The sequence below is a fragment of the Paenibacillus sp. FSL W7-1332 genome (assembly GCF_037969785.1).
Classification (GTDB): Bacteria; Bacillota; Bacilli; order Paenibacillales; family Paenibacillaceae; genus Paenibacillus_AQ.
Genome location: NZ_CP150209.1, coordinates 3,587,946 through 3,609,241 on the forward strand (window position 1 = coordinate 3,587,946; position 21,296 = coordinate 3,609,241).

The 21,296-nt window shown below is 49.2% G+C and carries 20 protein-coding genes; all 20 read right to left on the reverse strand.

Annotated features, from left to right (window positions below):
- Positions 1–24: 24 nt before the first annotated feature.
- Positions 25–3,762 carry a cobaltochelatase subunit CobN gene (locus MKX98_RS15980; protein ID WP_339224063.1) on the reverse strand — a complete coding sequence of 1,246 codons (3,738 nt, stop codon included), beginning with the start codon at positions 3,760–3,762 and terminating at the stop codon, positions 25–27.
- A 54-nt stretch (positions 3,763–3,816) separates the two neighbouring features.
- Positions 3,817–5,763 (reverse strand): VWA domain-containing protein, encoded by a 1,947-nt coding sequence (locus MKX98_RS15985; RefSeq protein ID WP_339224064.1) that lies wholly within the window; start codon positions 5,761–5,763, stop codon positions 3,817–3,819.
- A 14-nt stretch (positions 5,764–5,777) separates the two neighbouring features.
- A complete protein-coding gene (locus MKX98_RS15990) occupies positions 5,778–6,707 on the reverse strand; it encodes an AAA family ATPase (protein WP_339224066.1) in 930 nt (309 codons plus the stop codon).
- An 82-nt stretch (positions 6,708–6,789) separates the two neighbouring features.
- Positions 6,790–7,734 carry an iron ABC transporter permease gene (locus MKX98_RS15995; protein ID WP_233354888.1) on the reverse strand — a complete coding sequence of 315 codons (945 nt, stop codon included), beginning with the start codon at positions 7,732–7,734 and terminating at the stop codon, positions 6,790–6,792.
- 34 nt (positions 7,735–7,768) lie between these two features.
- Positions 7,769–8,815 carry an ABC transporter substrate-binding protein gene (locus MKX98_RS16000; RefSeq protein ID WP_339224069.1) on the reverse strand — a complete coding sequence of 349 codons (1,047 nt, stop codon included), beginning with the start codon at positions 8,813–8,815 and terminating at the stop codon, positions 7,769–7,771.
- A gap of 93 nt (positions 8,816–8,908) precedes the next feature.
- Complete coding sequence (locus tag MKX98_RS16005; RefSeq protein WP_339224071.1) at positions 8,909–9,391, reverse strand: hypothetical protein; 483 nt, start codon at positions 9,389–9,391, stop codon at positions 8,909–8,911.
- 31 nt (positions 9,392–9,422) lie between these two features.
- The gene (locus MKX98_RS16010; protein ID WP_194542664.1) at positions 9,423–9,875 is read right to left on the reverse strand and encodes a transcriptional repressor; all 453 of its coding nucleotides are present in this window, start codon (positions 9,873–9,875) and stop codon (positions 9,423–9,425) included.
- Positions 9,876–9,976: 101 nt separating this feature from the next.
- Complete coding sequence (rpsN, locus tag MKX98_RS16015) at positions 9,977–10,246, reverse strand: 30S ribosomal protein S14 (protein ID WP_113059885.1); 270 nt, start codon at positions 10,244–10,246, stop codon at positions 9,977–9,979.
- A 29-nt stretch (positions 10,247–10,275) separates the two neighbouring features.
- A complete protein-coding gene (locus tag MKX98_RS16020) occupies positions 10,276–11,481 on the reverse strand; it encodes a metal ABC transporter substrate-binding protein (protein WP_339224074.1) in 1,206 nt (401 codons plus the stop codon).
- On the reverse strand, positions 11,474–12,337 hold the full coding sequence (locus tag MKX98_RS16025; RefSeq protein ID WP_220685272.1) for a metal ABC transporter permease: 864 nt from the start codon (positions 12,335–12,337) through the stop codon (positions 11,474–11,476). The genes MKX98_RS16020 and MKX98_RS16025 overlap by 8 nt, the downstream gene beginning before the upstream one ends.
- Positions 12,283–12,990 carry a metal ABC transporter ATP-binding protein gene (locus MKX98_RS16030; RefSeq protein WP_194542667.1) on the reverse strand — a complete coding sequence of 236 codons (708 nt, stop codon included), beginning with the start codon at positions 12,988–12,990 and terminating at the stop codon, positions 12,283–12,285. Before MKX98_RS16030 ends, MKX98_RS16025 begins: the two co-directional genes overlap by 55 nt.
- A 77-nt stretch (positions 12,991–13,067) precedes the next feature.
- A complete protein-coding gene (rpmG, locus tag MKX98_RS16035; protein WP_007127873.1) occupies positions 13,068–13,217 on the reverse strand; it encodes a 50S ribosomal protein L33 in 150 nt (49 codons plus the stop codon).
- A 95-nt stretch (positions 13,218–13,312) separates the two neighbouring features.
- Positions 13,313–14,128, reverse strand: a complete 816-nt coding sequence (locus tag MKX98_RS16040; RefSeq protein ID WP_220685271.1) for an ATP-binding protein — start codon at positions 14,126–14,128, stop codon at positions 13,313–13,315.
- A 48-nt stretch (positions 14,129–14,176) separates the two neighbouring features.
- Positions 14,177–14,509: a DUF3024 domain-containing protein gene (locus tag MKX98_RS16045; protein ID WP_194542669.1), complete on the reverse strand. Its 333-nt coding sequence runs from the start codon at positions 14,507–14,509 to the stop codon at positions 14,177–14,179.
- A gap of 79 nt (positions 14,510–14,588) precedes the next feature.
- Positions 14,589–15,776, reverse strand: coding sequence for a GTP-binding protein (locus MKX98_RS16050; protein ID WP_339224080.1), 1,188 nt, complete (start codon positions 15,774–15,776; stop codon positions 14,589–14,591).
- 249 nt (positions 15,777–16,025) lie between these two features.
- Positions 16,026–16,841, reverse strand: a complete 816-nt coding sequence (locus MKX98_RS16055) for an ABC transporter ATP-binding protein (RefSeq protein ID WP_339224082.1) — start codon at positions 16,839–16,841, stop codon at positions 16,026–16,028.
- Between the two features lie 32 nt (positions 16,842–16,873).
- Positions 16,874–17,926, reverse strand: coding sequence for an iron ABC transporter permease (locus tag MKX98_RS16060; protein ID WP_339224084.1), 1,053 nt, complete (start codon positions 17,924–17,926; stop codon positions 16,874–16,876).
- On the reverse strand, positions 17,923–18,882 hold the full coding sequence (locus tag MKX98_RS16065) for an iron ABC transporter permease (RefSeq protein ID WP_233354896.1): 960 nt from the start codon (positions 18,880–18,882) through the stop codon (positions 17,923–17,925). The genes MKX98_RS16060 and MKX98_RS16065 overlap by 4 nt, the downstream gene beginning before the upstream one ends.
- A gap of 77 nt (positions 18,883–18,959) precedes the next feature.
- The gene (locus MKX98_RS16070; RefSeq protein ID WP_220685266.1) at positions 18,960–20,015 is read right to left on the reverse strand and encodes an ABC transporter substrate-binding protein; all 1,056 of its coding nucleotides are present in this window, start codon (positions 20,013–20,015) and stop codon (positions 18,960–18,962) included.
- Between the two features lie 52 nt (positions 20,016–20,067).
- A complete protein-coding gene (locus MKX98_RS16075) occupies positions 20,068–21,282 on the reverse strand; it encodes an MFS transporter (protein ID WP_339224463.1) in 1,215 nt (404 codons plus the stop codon).
- Positions 21,283–21,296: the final 14 nt, after the last annotated feature.

The window sequence follows — 21,296 nt, forward strand, 5'->3', positions numbered from 1 at the left end:
ACAGTTTGCTATAAGTCATTCTTCTTAATCGTGAGGACCCTCAAGTTCTCCTTCAAGCTCCAAAAAACGATCCCGTAACATGTTCAATTCTTCCTCTGTCGCCTTCCAATAGTTCCGTTGATGACTTTCTAGCAGCGTTTCCAACATACCAGAGTAGGCCCAGCTGTTATTTTCAGACATTTGCTTGCTGCGTTGTTCGTTGGCCACATATTCATGATGAACCGCTGAGAAAATCCAGGAGTCTACTTGGTTGGTCGTCGCTGCAAGCCCCAACAAGTTTTCTACTCGGTCTGCTGCTTTCTGGGCTCCATGATAATCATGCTTTAGCAAACCGTCTATCCATTTGGGATTGAGCAGACGGGTTCGTACTCCACGATGGACAGAGTTTCTTACTTCTTCAGTTAAGATTTGCTCCCGCGTGGTATCGCTAATATATATTTCCGCCTTGACGCCTTTGGTGATTTCTACCGATTTCGCCAAGCCTCCAAAAAACTCATAATAATGATCCAGATCGGTAATTTCATGTTCATGGTTGCTCCGAATCTGTGAAACAATATCAACGGCAGCCAAGTTCGCCGCATACAAATCATACATATCCTTGCCCCTGTAATCGGAGCTGTACACATGCTTCAGGCTGTTCATGAAAGCTGCGCCCAATTGGTCTTCTTCTTCCCACTGCTTGGTCTCGATCAGCTTTGTGACCGAGGTTCCATATTCTCCTGCGGCAGGCCCGTATATGCGGGCACATGCCAAGTCCCAAGCCTCGTCATGCTCTGCCCCGGCGCTGCGTAACTGCTGATACAACCTCTCCGAATGCTTTTTGAACCGGTTTTGATCAACCGGCTCCTCCAGCTCAGAAATTTCTTTAAAGAGACGGTGAAGCGTTGATAGCTGGTCCGGGAACATGTCGCGGAAAAATCCACAGATATGGACCAGGACATTCAGTCGCGGCCTCTTCAGCTCTGATAGCGGAATAATTTCATATTCCACCTGCTTATGGTGATCCTGGTCCTTAACTCTAACGCCTAGATAAGCCAGAATCTGCCCCAACGTCTCCCCTTGTGTCCGGGACGTTTCCAAGCCCCACATAACCAGCGCGGATGTTTCCGGATATGACTTATGCGCTGCATCATACAAATTCAAGGTGTTCTCCGCAATCCTCCAACCACTCGCAACGGCTGCACGGCTTGGTATGGACCTTGGGTCAAACTGTACCAGATTGTTTCCGGACGGCAGAACCTCGGGATTCCGAAAGCAGTCGCCTGCAAGACTAACCGGCATATATTTACCGTCCATGGCCCTAAGAAGATTCGTAAGCTCCAGATCTGCCTTCGTAGACTGATAAGCCTTTAAGCCGAGCTCCCAAATGTTCTGCCATTGTGATTGTTGATCGGCTGATCCTTGCGGTGGTTCAGGAACTTCCCGGGTTTGAACAAAGGTTAACACAGCTTTCTCCACATACTCATCCAGCGTTCGCAGCCTGCGGATATCCTGGGCTTCCAGCAGCTCATCATAATCCCAGCCCATCGAATGCGCATATAATCTCTGCAGCGATCCGTAGGTTCCCCGTTCATGGCCAAAAATCATGCTCATATGCTGCGCCGCCTGCTCATGTGTATACCCCTCGCCTAATATATGCAGGCCATCAGGAATCATGGATCTTTGGATTCGGTACAGCTCGGATTCCAGCGATTCAAGACTAGAGGATTCAAGAAAAAGCGCAGCTGCCTGCTCCTGCAACATCTCCCACAGATCAGGAAGTCGTGCAGGATTCAGCTGTTCCGCTTCCCGATACTGATGCAGCAGTGTTTCCAGGCCGGCGTATTCTCCGTATAACCCGGATACTGTGAATGGAGGGGATTGGTATCCTATCAAGGTAGCATGGGATCTTCGCTTCGCAATCATGGCTTCGGAGGGGTTGCCGACATAATACGCGTAAAAATGCGGAATATCCCGAATCAATGCATCAGGTAAACAATCCCCCGACATGCCGCTTTCTTTGCCTTCCAAAAATTCAAGCGTACCATGGGTTCCCACATGCAAGATCGCATCAGCCTTGAACTCATCACGAAGGTATTGGTAAAAAGCCAAATACTGATGGTGCGGAAGGAGACTTTTATCATGGTAAGCAGCCTCCGGATGCTCATGTACGCCCCTGCTAGGCTGGATACCGATGAACAAGTTGCCGATCCGAAGGCCGGGAATTTTGAAATCGCCGTCCTCGGTCGTCATGATGTCGCCTGGCACTTCGCCCCACTGTTGAACAAGCTCTCTCTTCCGCTTATTCAAGACCTGATTGCTCTGCTCATACGATGTATTTTTATAAGTCGGAAGATGATCGGGCCAGTTGTCGTTGGACCACACTGCGGAATTTATGGTTCCATCCTGTATGAAACGCTCTTTCAATTCGAAACCAGAGTATGTCTCGGTATCATAACCATGCGCCTTCATCGCCGTGAGGATGCGGGATATCGATTCGAAGGTATCCAGAAAGGAGGCCTGGAACAGATGTCCTTCCCCTGGAGGGTAGTTATAGCCGATAATGGCGATTCGCTTCTCGGATTGCTTCTTGGATCGGAGATTCAGGTACCGCTTTACACGACCGACCACCCGCTGCGCTCGATCTTCGATCATACGGAGCTCTTTGGCATCAAACCGCATGTCCTCGTCATATCCAAGGCTGGATAACGCGGCAACCGGATGCGTCTCAATGCTCCCGTCGAGCTCAGGCAGCATCATTTGAACCAGAAATTCGGAAGGCGTCAAGCCTTGTCTGGAGCTTTCCCACTCCTGCCGTTCCCGGCGCGTCAGGAAAAACGGATGGAACATCGGAGCGTCCACTTCTTTTAGTAACGCCAGGATTTCATCGCTCTTTCCCCCCGTAGGTCCGGCACCCAGGCGGAACGGAACAAAGTTTACGATCAAGTCTACCTTGCCTCCATGAACGCCCCCATGCATCAGCAAGGTTCGCAGCCGATTCGGTTCAACATCCGACAAAGAAGTGAATACGACAGGAAGAACATTGGCAAACTCTCGAATGCTCTGCATCATGCTGCTGACGATATCTCCGGTGTGGAGCGGGTAGCTGTGACCCATAAAAAGTATGGCAACTGTTGGATCATCCTCACGGGCCGGCATGGACGCCCGATAGGCCTCCAAGGATTCAAATGACTGCGGGTTAGAGGGATCATAGATGCTCAGCGACTTCAGGGCAAAGGGCGGCTCGACCGGCGGCCAATCCGTTTCCTTTCCGAAGCAGGTGGCAATGTAGCCAAGCATATGGTGTAAATTGGGAACCCCTGCATTTCTCCAATATGCGACCAAGGTCCGGTGATGCCTGAGATTATCTTGCTGCTCGGTCGATATTGAAGATGTAGAAGGATGTCCACTTGAGGTTGTTGACGGATGTCCACGATGGCCTGCGCCGGCAAGATCGTGATACCTCAATGAACCCAGCCTATATAAATCCTTAAGCCGCTCCCCTTCCCCTCCTACAATCACTTGCTCCGCTTTAAGACCGATACAAAGGTCATGAATACGGGAAACGGTCCGGGCAGGGCTGCCGTGCGGATCGTGGATGATAAAATCCGCTTGATTTACGGCTGTCTCGAGCCAGCTCCACTGTGCCTCCGACAAGGTTCCTTCTATATTAAATACAGATAATGAAAGGCGACTGCGCAAAGATGCATCCCACTTCTTCTTATATATGAACGATAAATCCTTCATGGCCGCATGGGATGTCGTTAAGACCGTGATCTTCATTCTGTTTTCCTCCTCCTATCCAAGAACGATAGAATCATGCTTGATTAGGGTTATCTAACCCAATATGGTTCGAACCGTGCCAGTAAATCCATCTTCGTTCAAGTGTTCGAGTACTCGATACTCAGCACCCAATGCTTCAGCCAATTCTTTAGAGCGTCCCAATTTAACAAAGCCCTGCTCCGTATCAATGACCAGACAGGAGATCCCGGCAAGCCGGATCCAGCTTGCGGCCTCCAGGCATTCATTCCAAATGTCCGAATAAACCGACAATCCTGAAGGACTTTGGTTCGCTCGGCCATCCGTAACGAATATCAACGTCGGTATCGTATCATGATTTCTTCGTTTCTCCGCTTGAAGCACCTTATAGGCCAGGTTAAGCCCGGCTGCCAGAGGCGTCCTTCCTCCAGTCGGAATATCGCGGAGATGCTTTGACGCTGTATCGATGCTGCGTGTAACCGGAAGCACAAGCTCAGCCTCGTCCCGTCTGAACGCGATCATGCCAATTCGGTCTCGCTTCACATAAGAATCCCGGAGCAGATGAAGGATGCCTCCTTTGACCGCTGTCATGCGCTTTCGGGCCAGCATCGAACCGCTGGCATCAACCACAAACAATAACGTAGACCCAACGCGATTCTCTCTTTTCTTGAGACGCAAATCATCGAGTTCAATGGCAAACGCGACGCCGTCCTTTTTGGTACGGATCAACTGATAGGGAGCCGCTGCGCGGATCGTAGCATCAAAAGCCACATCGGTTCGCTGCTTCCTGTTCGGGTATACAGCCCCTACCGATCTGCCTCTCTTCTGAACCGTACGCAGATCATGTCGCTTTCCCGAGCCCTCATATTCTAACTTACGCTTCATGTTCAACTTCAAGGGCTCGATTGGATACGCCTCGTCAGGAAACAGCACCTGATCATCCATTCGATCACTGGATACATTCTGAGGATCATTAGGATCCTCCACAACCAGCATTTCTGTTCTGCTTTGTTTGAAGGCGTCTCCCGCCTCATTCGTATTGGTCCTCCCATCCCCGTGATCGGGATGCTCTGCAGGGGAGTGGGAAGAATTCGTTTGATCGGGTGATGGATTCGTCTGATCGCCTGCATCCGGTTCAAGTGGATGACTCCCAGGGGCGTGGGGGTTCTCGAATGCAATTCGCATTCGATGAGGAAGAACATACTCGGCGATCTCTCGGATATCCTCCATGGTTACTTTGGTGCGCCCATCCCAGGCGGCTGCCGCTTTAGCCCCTTCAACAAGAGAGAGCTCGGCACGGGCGCTTGCAATCCCCGCTTCATATGCGGTTGAGGAGGCTAGCTGAATCATTTCAGCGCTTACCTCCATGTGAGGAATCAATTGTCCGGCCGCTTGGATTTGCAACCGGAGTGCATCTTCCTGACGCTGATATCGGCTACGGAAGGCATAGGGGTCCTGCTCGAATTGTAATCTTCGGCGTATTACCTCGGCTCGATCCTTGTGATCTATCAACTCGGCCAACGTTACACAGAATCCAAAGTGATCCAGCAGTGAAGGCGAAAGAACGCCGTCTCCCAAATCCATTGCCGCAAGCAGCATAAATCGGCTTTCTCGAATTTCTGATATCCCTTCTCGCTGCAGATAAACCCAGCCGCTCGAGCGTGTATTGACAATCTCTCTGATGAGCACTTCGGGCACTAGATTCATATGATCGGCCAGCAGCAGTTGACCATCGGCAATTTCTAACAAACCCGGGGAACGTACGAGCCTGCCGCGGTCGATGGCGGCCGTCATATCGAATGAGCCGAGAAGCCGATCCGCTGTGATGTTGACAGGTACGGATATTTTCAGACGGTCAGGGATCATCGAAGAAACTGCATGCAGCAGATGACTTTTACCTGATCCTCTAGAACCATGAATAAGAACTCCGCCAATCGCAGGATTCACAGCATATAGCAGAAGCGCCCGCTTCGCTTTCTCTTGTCCAACGATTCCGCTGAATGGATATACTGAAAGCTGCTCCATTTCCCCCACCTTCATCATGCCTGTACCATTGCTGTTGAACGCAGTAACGCATGTAATCGCTGTTCGATACCGCCGGACTCTTCAAACGGCTGCCGTCTCATCCGATGAGGCAAGACCAGGTATGCGACTTCCTGCATATGTTCATGGCTAATTGAATCTTGGCCCTGCCATGCTGCCAGGGTGAGCGCTGTTTTGATCAGGGTAATGTCGGATCGATGCCCCTCAACTTCCAGCGCAATTCCGATTTTTGCTGCCAGCTCCAGCATGTCGTCTGTAACGTCAATCTGATCCAATCGCTCCCTTGCCTGAAGGATCTGATTCAGAACGCGCTCCTGTTCGGCCTCATAATGCGCTGAAAATGATGCAGGGTCACGCTCAAAATCCATACGTCTGCGGATGACAAGGGCACGCTCGCGAACATCCTTCTCTCCGCCGATGTCGACCGACAGCGCGAAACGGTCCAGTAGCTGCGGCCGCAGGTCACCTTCTTCCGGGTTCATCGTCCCCACCAACAGAAATCGCGACGGATGAGAATAGGATATCCCTTCTCGCTCTACCGTGTTGATTCCCATTGCAGCCGCATCCAGCAATACATCGACAATATGATCGTCCAACAGATTGATCTCATCGATATATAAAATATGACCATGTGCCGCAGCCAGCAGACCCGGTTCGAATTTCTTCTCTCCTGTCTTGATTGCGTGCTCAATATCGAGAGCACCAACGACGCGGTCTTCCGTTGCACTTACAGGCAAGTTAATGACTTTTAGATCAGGCATGAGCCCAGCCAATGCCCGTACAGCTGTAGATTTTGCCGTTCCTTTCTCACCTCGGATCAAAACCCCCCCAAGCTTCGGATTTACGACGTTCAAAATGAGCGCCAGTTTCATTCTCGATTGACCTACAATGGCTGTAAATGGATATTGCTGCTCTACGTCTTTCAAACATCACAACTCCTTATGGCTTCATTAATCCCGATACTCGGGCCGTGACACGTTGGCGAAAGGTCCTGTGTCTCAATCCGATTCATGCCTTTTTCCTCCTTAACAGATACAGGAAAAAGGGCGCTCCCAGCACACCCATGATGATTCCGACCGGTAGCTCCATCGGGGAGAACATAATTCTTGCCAGCGTGTCGCAAATCGTCAGAACGGCAGCCCCTAACAGCGCTGTGGAAGGAATCAGAAACCGGTAATCCCCTCCGACAAGCAGCCGGGCGACGTGCGGTATGATCAGCCCGACGAATCCCAGAAGGCCTGCGATGCTGACGGCACTGGCTGCAAGCAGCGTTGCGATCGCAGTTATCCATAATCGGGAAAGTTCCACCCGTATCCCTAAACTCCGAGCCGTGGCATCTCCGAGCATCATAATGTTCATTTGCTTGGAGAAGAGCATCGAGAGAGCTAGACCGATTAAAGAGTATGGGAGGATGGTCGATAGGTCGGGCCAGCTTTTAGCTGCAAGTCCGCCTACCATAAAGAGCAAGGCCCCTTGCACCCTGTCGCTGTAAAAGGTAAGCATTGCTGATATCCCGGATCCCAAAAAGGCGGAGACTGCCACACCTGCAAGGACAATTCTGAGCGGGTTTACTCCGTCTTTCCAAGACAGCAGATAGATGATGAATGCGGCAAGCGTCGCTCCGATGAATGCGGCAGGCGTCAACAGATAATCATACTGCGGCATAACGACAAGCAGGAAAATTCCGAACAGCCCGGCCCCGCTAGAGACCCCAATTATATGGGGATCTGCCAGCGGATTTCGCATAATTCCTTGCAGCAAAGCTCCTGAAACGGCAAGGTTCGCTCCAACAAGCATTGCAACAAGCGTTCGTGGCAGTCGGATATTCCAGATAATCTCCCGGTTCACTCCGGGCAGATCATGTTGCAATACGGCCGCAGCAATATCTCGAAGCGGAACCATAACAGCGCCGGTGGCTATGCTAAAAAGGGAAGCTGCTATCGCTAAAACCATGAATATGATGATCACGGACACAGAGCGAATGGATTTATTCGGCATCACCGAAGATCTCCGGATACACCAGCTTGGCTAAATACTTCAGCGATTCATCATAGTGAAGGCCTGGATTCGTGAGGAATAAATCGGATGGTACGACAATCACTCGCTGTTCTTTGACAGCTCCTATAGAAGCCCATGCAGGATTGCTCTCGAGTTCCTCCTTAATTTTCTTATCCCCCACAGCCTTTTGTCCGTGGATGATCATAAAGATATAATCCGGATTCTGCTTCGCAAGCGTCTCCATGCTGTAAGGGGACGTGGTTGGACTGTCAGGCGATGATGCTAGAGTCTCTGCCACGTTGCTCAGGCCAAGCATTTTAGCTATCTCCAGTCCTGTTGTTCCGTCCTTCTGAATGGAAATTCCACCGGGGGTGACGTTTAGATTGATAAAGGTACGATGATCTCCCGGCAATTGCTGCAGAACTTCATTCACCCGGTCATCTAATGTCTTCAGCTTTTCCTGCAGCTGTTCTTCCGTCCCGGCAATCTTCGCCATCCATTCCGCCTTTGACTTCATATCCTCGTAGCTGGACATGCTCATTAGCGCCACGTCAATGCCACTGCTCTCCAGCGACTTTACAAGCTCCTTATGAAAACGTGCTTGCCCGATGACCAGATCCGGTTTTAAAGCCACCACCTGCTCCAAGCTAATCTGACTTACGGTTCCGACAGACGCTACCGCTTCTGCTTCTTCAGGGATCGAAACGCCCAGGGCTTCCATCCGCCCTACCGCTTGTCCTCCCACAGCATACAGCAGCTCAAGGAATTCGGGTGACAGCACGACGATTCGTTCCGGACGCTGTTCGAGCGTAATCGTACGATTCGTCGCGTCTTGGAAAGTGATATAAGCTTCGTTGACTGCTGGGGGCTCAGTTTCTGTTTCCGATGACTTCAGTTCTTTTTGGTCATGAGCTTCTGTCTCCTGGCTGCCTGAAGTTTCGGTTCCATTGCACGCTGACGCAACAAGTGCGAATACGACGATAATACAGATCGTCAAGATGTAATGTGTTTTTTTCTTGCTTAATTGCAAAGACATGGACTCGTTCTCCCCTTATGACTAAATCCTTTGATTTAGCAGCTAGTAACGACATTCTATGTAGAATGTAATTTTTACGATTATAGAAGATGCTTATTTGCTTACCGTATTAATGCAGAATTCTTTGGCATAATGATTCATTAAAGTACAGAATCTCCGATTGTGCCGAATAAAAAAGGAGGACAGATCATAGCGGTTCCTGGATGGCTCGTAAGTAACAAGCAAACGGTGTTTCATTCGCTCCATTGCGAACTCGATAAATGACTTTGCCTGCACCGAGGAGATGAAGGTGACATACGCATAGAGCGAGTGGTCTTCCGGCTCATCCAAGAGGCTGACTCCCGCGCAGGAATACTCTGTCTGTATCCCTGCTCGTTTGAAATACATATACGCAGGAAGAAGTTCTGCGTCAAGTTCTATGTTACCTAACCAGACTGTCTGCTTTTCCCGCATTCGCTGCTTGGACAGCTTCGCCCATTTCCCCAATTCCATCTCCCGGCGGTTCCACTGATCTTTGCTGTGCGTACTTATCACTCGTTCTGCTTCTTGATCGAAGATCCTAACCCTGTCCGCCATCTCTGTCCTCCCTGTCGGCCATGATGCTTGCTCAGTCATTCCATTCCGGTCTAGCGGGAGCATGTGTTTCTAATGAACTTTCACAATCCGTGCAGTAACCGAAAATATCAATTTTGTATTTCAGTGATCGAAACTGCTGGGGCTTGGGTAACTCCATCTCCTCTGGATCAAAGCTCATCGGAATGGTTTGTTTACAATCCATGCATATAAAATAAAGCTGCGGCTGAACATGATCGATTATGCGATACCGCAATTCATTATCCAACACGAAAATCTCAACGATCCGCAATTGCCTAAAAAGCTCAAGATTCCGATATACTGTACCGTAACTCAATCCATGAAAGGTTTTCTCCATGGCTTGGTATATCTCTATGGCTGAGAATGGACGGTTTAATCCTAAAATCAGATCAACAAGGAATCTTCGCTGCGTTGTAATTCGCACGCCATGCTCAACCAGGTAGTCAATCATTTTATCGAGCTGCATGCCAGGATTCAACCTGATCACCTGCCTGCTACTATCATGATATGATTTATGTTAGACAACTTTAGTACACAGCCCACGATCCTATACCCAGATGTTGCGTCTTACCAACTGGACTTTTTCACGCCTGGAATTTGTCCTTTGTGGGCTAGCTCGCGAAAGACGATCCGTGACACGCCAAACTTGCTAATATAGCCTCTTGGTCTGCCGCTAACCGCGCAGCGATTGTGAAGTCGTGTCGGGGAGGAGTCACGAGGAAGCTTCTGCAGTCCCTCATAGTCCCCTTTTTCTTTTAGCTCCCTGCGTTTTTCAGCATATTTGGCCACGACTTGCTGTCTTTTTCGTTCTTTAATGACTTTGGACTTTTTTGCCATCTAAAACAATCCTCCTCTATTCTTAAGATTTATTCATTTAAAGCAGCTTGCAAGGCTTGGAGATTTTGATGCATGATTGCAATGTAATCAAGTTCTTTTGCGATATCTTCCTCCGTCAAGCCTTCAATCGGATTCAGCACGGCTGTGGATGCTCCGATTTCAGTTGCGATCGTCTCTGCAACGTTTGAGGCGACGAGCGTTTCAAAAAATATAGTTTTTACATTGTTCTCCTTGGCAAATTCAATGATCTTCGCCATTTGCGAAGCCGACGGCTCTTGATCCGGAGACAACCCCGCGATCGGTACCTGGGTTAAACCATATTCATGGGCTAAATACCCGAAAGCAGCATGCTGGGTGATGAAGTCTTTTCTCTTGGAATCCTTCAATCCTTCGTTAAACTCCTGATCCAACGCCTCCAGCTTGCTTACGTAGGCATCTGCATTCGCTTTGTAGGCATCCTTATGCTCAGGATCTGCTTCAGCCAGGCCTTGTTCAATATTACGCACTTGCTGAATAGCAAGAGCAGGCGAAAGCCACACATGTGGGTCAAGACCACCGTGATCATGATGATGCCCACCTTCTTCGCCATGATCATGGGCATGTTCATCTTCGTGGCTGTGTTCATCCTCTGCACCATGGTCATGGGCATGTTCATCTTCGTGGCTATGTGCACCCTCTGCCCCATGGTCGTGCGCATGTTCATCCTCGTGGCTATGTTCGCCCTCTATGCCATGATCATGGGCATGTTCATCTTCGTGGCTATGTTCGCCCTCTGTGCCGTGGCCATGGGCATGCTCCTCTTCATGGCTGTGTTCGCCTTCCATGATCTCTATTCCTTGACTAGCCTCAATTACCTTTAGATCACGATCTTTGACGCTATCCAGTACCTGATCAATCCAACTCTCCATACCTGCACCGTTATACACAATCACGTCAGCATCAGCAATGCCTGCCATATCCTGCGGCGTAGGTTCCCAGTCATGCGGTTCAACCCCTGCCGGTACCAAATTCTCAACATCCGCCAAATCGCCGGCAACTTGGCGCGTAAATTCATACATCGGATAGAAGCTTGTTTTAATCTTTAATTTTGTTGCTGTCGATGTATCTGTTACTTGGCTATCTGTTGTATTCATGCTTCCATTGGATTCACTTGGCTTGGCAGAGCCGCAGCCCGCGACAGCCAATGCTGCGGATAATGAAAAAGCGGCAAAGATTCGTTTATAACTCTTAATCATGATTAATAACTCCTCTTACTTTCGGTTTGTTTATTTGTACAGCTCTTCGATTTCGCAATTGCAGCAGCTTCTGAATGAATACGGCTATGAGCAAGAACCCTAACAAAATGAGTGCAATCGTGCCACCGGGTGGCGAATTCAAATAGTAGGAGGCGGTTAACCCCGAGAAAACGCCAAACAATCCTGTAAGGACGGCTACTCCCATGGCAGCTAAAAATCCGGGAGCAATCCGGAGCGCTATCGAGGCTGGAAGTACAATAAGTGCCGATACTAGCAATACACCAACGATCGGCATGGAAGCAGCGACCGTCATGCCTGTGAACACGGCGAATGAAAACGATAGAATCGAAACCCGAGTTCCTGAAATTGCAGCAGTTTCCTCATCAAAGGCGAAGTTATACAGGGGCCGGCGTAAGGCAACAAAAAACACCAGCCCTAATGCGGTTACGATGGCAATCAGTCCTAGTTGTGTATCACTGACCGCAACGATGGATCCAAAAAGGTAGGAACTGAAGCTTTTGTTCAAATGCGCATTCAAACTCATCAGGACGACGGCCACTGCCAGTCCGGAGGTCATGATAATGGCTACCGGCACCTCGGTGTAGGTGCGGTATACCCTTCGAAGCTGTTCAATGACAAGAGCTCCGATAATGGCGATCACAAATCCGCTTATCGTCGGATTGAGTTGCAGGAACGATCCTAATGCCACCCCTGCCAACGATACATGGGAGAGGGTGTCAGCCATAAGCACCTGCCGACGAAGCATTAAATATACGCCGAGGATCGGAGCGATTACACCGATCAGGCCTCCTGCCCAAAACGCGCGCTGCATGAATTCGTAACCGAGCATCGCCATCCCGTATCCTCCTTTCGTTCCAGATGGACGACCCGGTCCAGGTAAGGATCGATTTCCTCCAATGAATGGGTAACCATGATAACCGTTTTGCCTCTATGTTTCACATAGTGATCCAGCAGCTCGTATAACTCTTTACGGCTCGCTTCATCCATCCCGGTTGTTGGTTCATCGAGGATCAGCGCCTCCGGCTCCTGAGCCAATGCTCTGGCAATACAAACCCGTTGCTTCTGCCCCCCTGACAATTCGCCAATCTTATGGTTGCGATATTCCCACATCCCCACTTCAATCAAGCTTTGCTTGACGGCCTCATGATCGCTGGCTGCAAACCGTTTGAACAACCCGAGACGATGATAACGGCCTGAACGAACGAGTTCGATGACTTTACTGGGGAAACCGGCGTTAAACGAAGCCACAAGTTGAGGAACATAACCAACCGTTATTGGTGATCCGTCCTCCGATACACGATTCATTTCAATCGTTCCGCTCCACGGCTTGATCAAACCCAGCATCAATTTAAGCAAGGTCGATTTCGCTGCACCATTGGGGCCTGAAATAACGATAAATTGCCCGGTATGGATATCCAGTGACAGGTTCTCGATGACGGTTCGATCTCCGTATCCAAACACGACGTCGCGCATGGAGGACATAATCATTTCTATCTCTTCCTTCCTCATGACAGAACATTCAACACTGTCTTGCGTAATAATTACGATTAATGACGCTGCTTATATTAACGTGTCTCACGATGTAACGTATATCTTTTCAATCTAGGGCAATACTTGCGCATTTCCAAACGCTCTGGATGATTTTTCTTATTTTTGGTTGTCGTGTAATTGCGATCTCCCGTTTCGGTGCATGCCAATGTAACGATGACTCTCATATTTTGCATCCTCCTTATTAGTAATGTTTACGATTAGTAATACTACCCTCTATGTGTATCTTTTGTCAACCCATCTATCGGATTTATGACATCTATTAATGAGCAGCGACGGTTATTGGATTATACTCTTCAATAGCGTTCTGCATATGCTTCATCTGAAGAGGCATTCGCTCAATAATCGCTTTTCGTTTTGCTTTTAGTACAATTTGTTCAATATCAGCAAAGCTGCACCTTGCAAGCTGCTGGCAAGTTTCAGTGAGAATTGACGGATCATATTCAAATTCGCCAATGAGAATTTCAATGTATAACTTCCTTTGCTCCAGCTCAGGCACGGTATAGATTAACTTCGTATCGAATCGGCGCCATATAGCCTGATCCAGATCCTTTTCTAAATTGGTGGCCGCCATAATAATGCTCCGGTCTCCAAAGTCATCCAAGCATTGGAGCAACGTATTTACAGCACGCGCCATCTCCTTGACTTCATCGTTGTTATCTCGAGTCCGGGCAATGGCATCGAATTCATCCAGGAACAGAACACACGAAAATGTGTCGGCATAATCGAATATTTTACGGATATTGCTTCCGGTTTCCCCCAAATGACTGTGGATGATCGCGTCCAAGCGAACCAAGACAAGTGGAAGTTCAAGGACCTTAGCCATGTAAAAAGCCGTTAAGGTCTTTCCTGTTCCTGGAGGGCCGTACATGACAATCTTGTTTGGAACCGGCACGCCATGCTGTTCAAACTCCTCCCTCATCCCTAAAATTTCAACAAATTCATTCACAATTCTTTGATTGATTTCTGGCAAAATGAGATGCTTTGCCTTTTTGGCACAGTCCTTGGGAGAATATAGGCTTGCCATGTCAATTCCCTTCGCACGAGGAAGACGCTGACTCGTATTACTTTTGCTCATCGATAGTTGTAGCTCCTTCAGTGTGTATATAGATGGATGTAACCCGGTTTAAGTAACCCATATAACCTCTTGGGCATCAATTTCTACCTGCTCCAGCACCTCTTCAAAATCATTGCTGGGATTAATAGACGAAACTGGAATCCATTCATTGCCGTTCGGCTTGGCATAGACTCTCCATGTACCTTTGTGGAAATGAAATTGCACTAGCTCGGTAGACATCCATTCCCGTCGATCCCAATCGGGTCTTTCTTCCGAAAGGATGACGGTATCTTCAAGAGTCCGATATGTTAGCCGAACAGACGCTCTAAGATCCGCAGGTACTTTCACGGCAATGTAACCCTCAAGAATTGCACAGATCCTTTTGTACGTAAATGGGTCCACGCTAAAATACCTCCTATTCCTCGGTTTATTCTTCTAGCGCGCTGTTCACGTAATTTTAAATCAATAGCCGCTCTATCAGTTATGCAATCCAAGGCAATGGATTCTCAAAGCGCGCCCAATTCAAGCTCATTTCCTCATCGGTAAGCAGACACTGATCCAACGCATCCTCAACATTCTCTCGATCCATGTCGATCCCGATCATCACCAACTCGGTTTGCCGATCTCCCCAATCGGTGTCCCATTTCGACCGAACATCCGCCTCGGTTCGTAAAATCTCTTCTCTTTCGGCTGCAGGAAGAGCGGCAACCCAATATCCAGCTGGTCCAAACTGAATCGAGGGGCCGGCTTGGCTTAAGCTTGCCGCAACATCTCCATCGGCAGCCAACCACACCAGTCCTTTCGCACGCACTACCTGTTCAGGCCATTCCCCCATGAATTCAGCCAACCGGGAAGGATGAAAGGGCCTTCTGCGACGATACACGAAGGAGCTTATTCCATACTCTTCGGTCTCCGGGACATGCGTTTCTTTTTGCAATTCCTGGATCCATCCGGCTGACATGCTTACCCGTTCAAAATCAAACAATCCCGTATTTAAGATCTCAGACGGATCGACTTGCCCATTCCGGGTACGAATGATCTTGGCGCTCGGCTGCAGCTTCCGAAGGACAGCTTCCAGCTTGTTCAATTCCTCGTCATCCACGAGATCACATTTATTTAGCAGCAGTACATCGCAAGTTTCGATCTGATCGATAAGCAAATCCACGACATCACGATCATCTTCGCTTCCTGCGCCCTGATTGCGGTCCAGAAGGCTCTGACCGGATGCGAAATCCTGCCAGAATCGATTAGCGTCCACGACGGTGACCAAACAATCGAGTTTAGCCAGATTCGTTAAATCAATCCCTGTCTCTTCGTCGGCATATGTAAATGTCTGAGCGACCGGGATCGGTTCGCTGATGCCTGTGGATTCAATCAGAATGTAATCAAACCGTTGTTCATTGGCGAGTTTTTCAATTTCCTCCATTAAATCATCTCGCAGCGTGCAGCATATGCATCCGTTGGACATCTCGACCAGCTTCTCTTCCGTGCGGGATAAGGACGCCTCTCCCTTAACCAGCGCTGCATCAATGTTAATCTCGCTCATGTCATTTACAATGACAGCGACCTTCAGGCCTTGCCGGTTATTCAAAACGTGATTTAATACCGTTGTTTTTCCCGAACCTAGATACCCGCTGAGTACCGTTACGGGGATTTGTTGTTGTGTCATTGCATTCTTCTCCTTGTGACTTGATATTGGACTTAAAATGGACTAATCCATCTTATTCGTAATGATTACGATCTATGACAAACCTAATATAATTCCTTTTATTCAAAATGTCAAACGTCTATATTTCGATACATCACGTCCTTAGAATCACAAATTATCTTGGCTCCAAAAAAACCACAGCGAATAGACCAAAGATGATATGGATCCCTGGTCTACCAGCCCTTGATTTTGCAAGCGTTGAGCAATACCTTATCCTTCGCGATGAACGATTGAATGGGGCAGGAAGATAGGCGTTCCCGCCACAGGATCCTTCAACACCGTAGCGTGTATTCCGAACACTTCCTGCAGCACAGCTTCAGTCAGCACTCGATCCGGCGTACCATCCCGTACAACCCGCCCATCCTTTAGAACAACCATTCGATCTGCGTATCTCGCCGCCTGATTCAAATCATGAAGCACAACAATAATCGTAGTCCCTCTCTCTTGATTCAGCCTTCTAACGAGCTCCAATATCTCCAACTGATGTCGAACATCCAGGAATGTCGTGGGCTCATCCAGCATTAACACGGGAGTCGACTGAGCGATCGCCATGGCAATCCACGCTCGCTGCCTTTCTCCCCCCGAAAGGGAATCCAGCGGCCGCTGCTCGAAAGCTTGCATTCCGGTAACCTCAAGCGCCTCTTCGATTGCAGCATGATCCTGCTTTTTCAACATCCGCAGCGGACCTACGTGAGGATACCGTCCCTGCTCTACCAGCTCTCTGACCGTTATGGCCATCGGAACCTCCGGTGACTGAGGGAGTATCGCCATTTTCCTTGCCAAGGCCCTCGGAGATTCTTTTGCAATGGCATGCCCATCCAGATATACACACCCTTTCTGCGGCATAAGCAGCCGTGCCATGGTTTTAAGCAGCGTGGATTTGCCGGATCCGTTGGTGCCCAAGAGCGCGGTCACACCACCCGATAGGATATCCATGGACAGCTCTTTGAGGATGGGTTTGTCGTTATATCGCAAATCTATTTTCTGAGCTTCCAGCAAGGGTTTTTGGGATTGATCTTCTTTCATCTTCGTCTCTGTCTCCTTGTTCGTTGAAACATTTAATGTGATTTTCTTTTTTGCTTAATGAGATACAGAAAAAAAGGAGCCCCCATAAAGGCGGTAACTGCCCCAACCGGAAGGGAAACTTGCGAGCTTAAACCGAATACACGCAGCTCGAACGATACGGCCTGGGCAATGACATCGGCGCAGAGCAGCAGCAGACCTGTGACAACCGTACTGAAAGGGAATAATCTTCTTGCATCTTGGCCTACCAGTCTCCTTGCAATATGAGGGCCGATAAGACCGATAAATCCGATTGCGCCAACGGCTGCAACCGCTCCGGCGGTCAGCATTGCCGCCAGGATGAGCATCATCCATCTCATTCGACGAACTTGTACGCCCAGACTAGCTGCCGTAGACTGCCCCAATTGCAAGGCATTCGCAGCTCCTGCGCTAAGCAGACCCAGAGGAATGATGAGTAAAGCCCAAGGCCAAAGCATATCCCAATGTACCCATACCCGGCCATTAAGGGATCCGATCATCCATAACAAGATGCTGCCGACCGCTTCCGTATGCCTGAGCAGGATTAACGAGGTGCAGGATTGCAATACGCTGCCCGTCAGTATTCCGACTAATGCAAGCCTGGTGATATCCATTCCCTTACCCAAGCTTAATGCGTTTACAAAAAGCACAGTGCCGATGCCGCCCGCCCATGCAACCAAAGGAAGATATTTTGTCGCATCCCCTAACCCGTCAGCAAAAGTGATCCAAATGACGATCATCAACACCGAGCCTGCCGATACGCCGAGCAACCCCGGCTCTGCCAATGGGTTCCGGGTTATGGACTGAAGAATCGCTCCTGCCAGACCCAGCATGGCACCCGCTACAAGCGCAATCAAGGTCCTTGGCAGTCGAAGCTGCCATATGATTTGTCGATGGTGTGCCTCTTCATGCGCGTTTGCTAATGCACGCAGAATATGTTGCGGTGAAATAACCACTTTGCCAAATGCGATATGCATGACACACAGAATCAGGATAAGCAGCAAGGCTACCATGAGTCCGATCTTATATGTCATCTCATAGGGATTACGATTCCGGATCAGCTTGTTCATTCTGAAGACCGCCCCCCAAGCTTACGCAAAAACAATGCGATAATGACAGGTCCGCCGATTAGAGTCGTCCAAAGCCCGACAGGCACTTCCCTGGGCATAAATACGGTTCGTGCCAGGATATCGGCTGTTGTTAATAGTACGGCTCCGAGCATTGCCGAGAATGGAAGAACGAACTTTGCGTCATATTGCTGTGATAAGCTCCGTATAAGGTGAGGAGCGATCAAGGCAATATAGCCAATAGGTCCGCACTGGGATACAACCGCAGCCGTCATCGCGCAGCATACGATGAGCAGATAAATACGCACCCGCATGACATGAAGTCCCAGTCCTTCGGCAGTCTCGCTCCCCAAGCGCAGAACGTTCAAAGATCTGGCGAAGCTAAGGGAAAGGGGAATCGTAACGAGCGCCCAGGGCAAAAGATAACCGACATGAGTCCAATTGCGGTTCGCCAAATTTCCCATCAGGAACGTAAACAAGAGGCTTGCACTATTGGATGACCCCATCGTAATCACCCATACCACCAATCCGTTCATGATCGCAGTTACTGCAGCGCCGATAAGGATAATATGTATGCCTCCATTCCTTCCCCCAGCTGCCAAAATAACAACAGCCCCGCCTATAAGTCCTCCAATAAGGGCAAACCACGGCTGCATGACATAGGAAATGGGAACATGTAAAACCGTAATAAGGGCCATCATAAACGAAGCTCCCGAAGAAACACCTAACAACTCCGGACCTGCTAATGAATTTCGTAGTCCATCCTGCAAAAGAACGCCGCATAACCCCAGCATCGCTCCGGCAATGCATCCTAGTACGATTCGAGGGAGCCTGATCTCCAGAACGGACACCCTCTCAAGTTCGGTTCCCCCGTTTAAGAACAGCAGCTGCCGCAAGCCTGACCAGGATATTTCCGGGTAGCCGTACTTCATGCCTATCGCCATAGCAGCAGCCAGCATGATAAACAAGGCAAAAAAAAGGGGCGCACCCCCTATATTTGCTCTCTTGACTATGGTGGAATCGGTACTCTGCAATGCTATTCCACCGCTTTCTTATAAAGCTCGGGATACATGATGCTCATCGCTTCGTCTAATATGATGCCGAGCGAACGTGTTCCTCTGCCGCTCGCCCATACGGACGTGCGCATCTCATGAACCTGTCCATTCTTTACCGCGCTGAGTCTGGACCACAGCGGGTTCGTCTTGAATTGCTCGGATAATGGCTGTGCATCTGGGCTGAACGTGAAGGTCTCGACAAAAATATAATCCGGATCGTTCTCAAGCACCTTTTCCAACGAATAAGCCATCCCCCCTGCTTGATGGCCGCCATCTGCCTCGGGTGCGGGCCATGGGTATTGCGTCACTTCCGCCAGCACCGAGCCTACGAGTGACCCGGCCGTATCGATCCCGAAGTTTACATCGGACCCGTACATCACCAGCGCGGTTTTATCCTTCGGACTGTGTTCTTTGTAGTAGTTGAATTTATCCAGCAGGCGCTTCTCGGCCGCTTCGGCTTCTGCTACTTTTCCGGTCAGCTGGCCCATATGCTGTAAGAACTCGATCGATTCTAGCATACTTTTGGGCTGGACGATGTACAGCGGAGCAATGCCGGCTAAGCCTTCCCGTAAACCTTCATGGGTTCCTTCCAATCCGATGACAAGATCCGGCCCCGCTAACGAAATATCCTCCAAATTGGGTTCAAAGAAGCTTCCTCCGATTTGTCCAAGGCTTGCGGCTTCCTCACCATAAAATTCTGGTTCAGGCGCTAGTCCTCCTGCAGTTACCGCAGCGGGTTTCAATCCCAGCTCAACCAGGGCATCTACGCAGATCTCTGTTAAACACGCCACCTTCTCCACCGGCAGGTCAACGGATATCTCAGTGCCGGTTACATCCTTGAATGTCGCTTCGGAGTTTTTTCCTTCCTCATTTGACGCTGCCTCTTCAGCACTTGGCGTTGCTTTTTCAACATTTGGATCCGCTCTGTCCGTTGCATTTTCAGTCCCCGTTTCTTGAGGCGGGTCTTGGGGAACACTGCTGCAGCCAGAAATGAGTGCTGCAATTATCAAAAATATGATACCTAGTCGTTTGCGCATGGGTTACATCTCCTTTAATTCAGTGTAATTATTACGAATAATACAGATGAAGCTATGTACTCTGTACATTATCTTCTTCACTGGCCAAACTTCTCGAAGCCTTCCTATCACTGCGCCCATATGCAAAAACAATCATAATCAGCCCCAAGGCAGCACAGATCAAGTACATGGAGGAGTAAGATAGAACATCGGCGATCGGTCCCATAACGACACCGCCCAAAGATACACCGAGATCGGCCATTGCGATAAACAAGCCTATCAATACATTGCGGCTTTGTTGAGGCAATACAAAAGATAAATAGGTTGTTAGTGTCGGATACAGGAGTGCCTGCGCAATGCCCATAACTATGGCTCCTGCGTACAGAAATAGAGAACCCCATAGTTGAGAAATACTGATGCATAGGGAAGCGAGGGCAATGAGAAACATGATTCCCATGACAAACCACGAATGCCATCTGCCATCGGAAGGGATTCTTTTTCCTAGCGTGAAACGAGCAGCGACTACAACAGCGGCTTGGAGCATCAAATAGATGCCGGCATGGCCGCTCTCCAACTGAGAGCCGTAGAGCGGCATAAACGTGGTTACCGCTCCAAACACGATTGACGACGAGAGCATCAGTACACTGCATTTGAACATGAGTGGATTTTTTATGATCTGTCCAAAGGACTGAAATACCCCTGAATTCGTGGTGGGCGCATCGGAAGATCCCGATGCCGGGTCCATTTTGACTGCGTATCCGAAAAGACCAGTACTGATAGCAATCAGGATTAAGATGATCGATATGGAGTCCATCCCGTTCGTTTGCCAGAAACCTATAGCAAAAACAGGACCGATAATGCCCGGAATATATGAAAATAAAGAGTAAAAGGAGATGCCTTGAGAACGATCTTTCTCTGGCAAAGCGTCAATAATGCCAATCTGTAGGGCCATCGAAAAAAATGCTGTTGAAACACCTTGCAGTATTCGTGCAACCAAATACCCACTTAACCCGGTGAATGAATACAGTATTAAAGCAGCAGCGTTGACCAAGAGAATAATGCGAAGGATCCTAATTGGCCCGTACTTTTGGATCCATTGGCCGGCCCACGGCCGAAAAAACATAGTTGTAAACATGTAGGCGCCCATAATAATGCCGATCGTTGTGCCGCTTGCTCCCCATGCAGCTCCCTGGAGCGGTATGATGACGTTCAGAATGGCATTGGCGCTGAAATATAGCAGTGTGAGCAAGTATAAACGCAGAAATGGCCAAGACATCGCTCCACTCATCATTCAATCCTCCT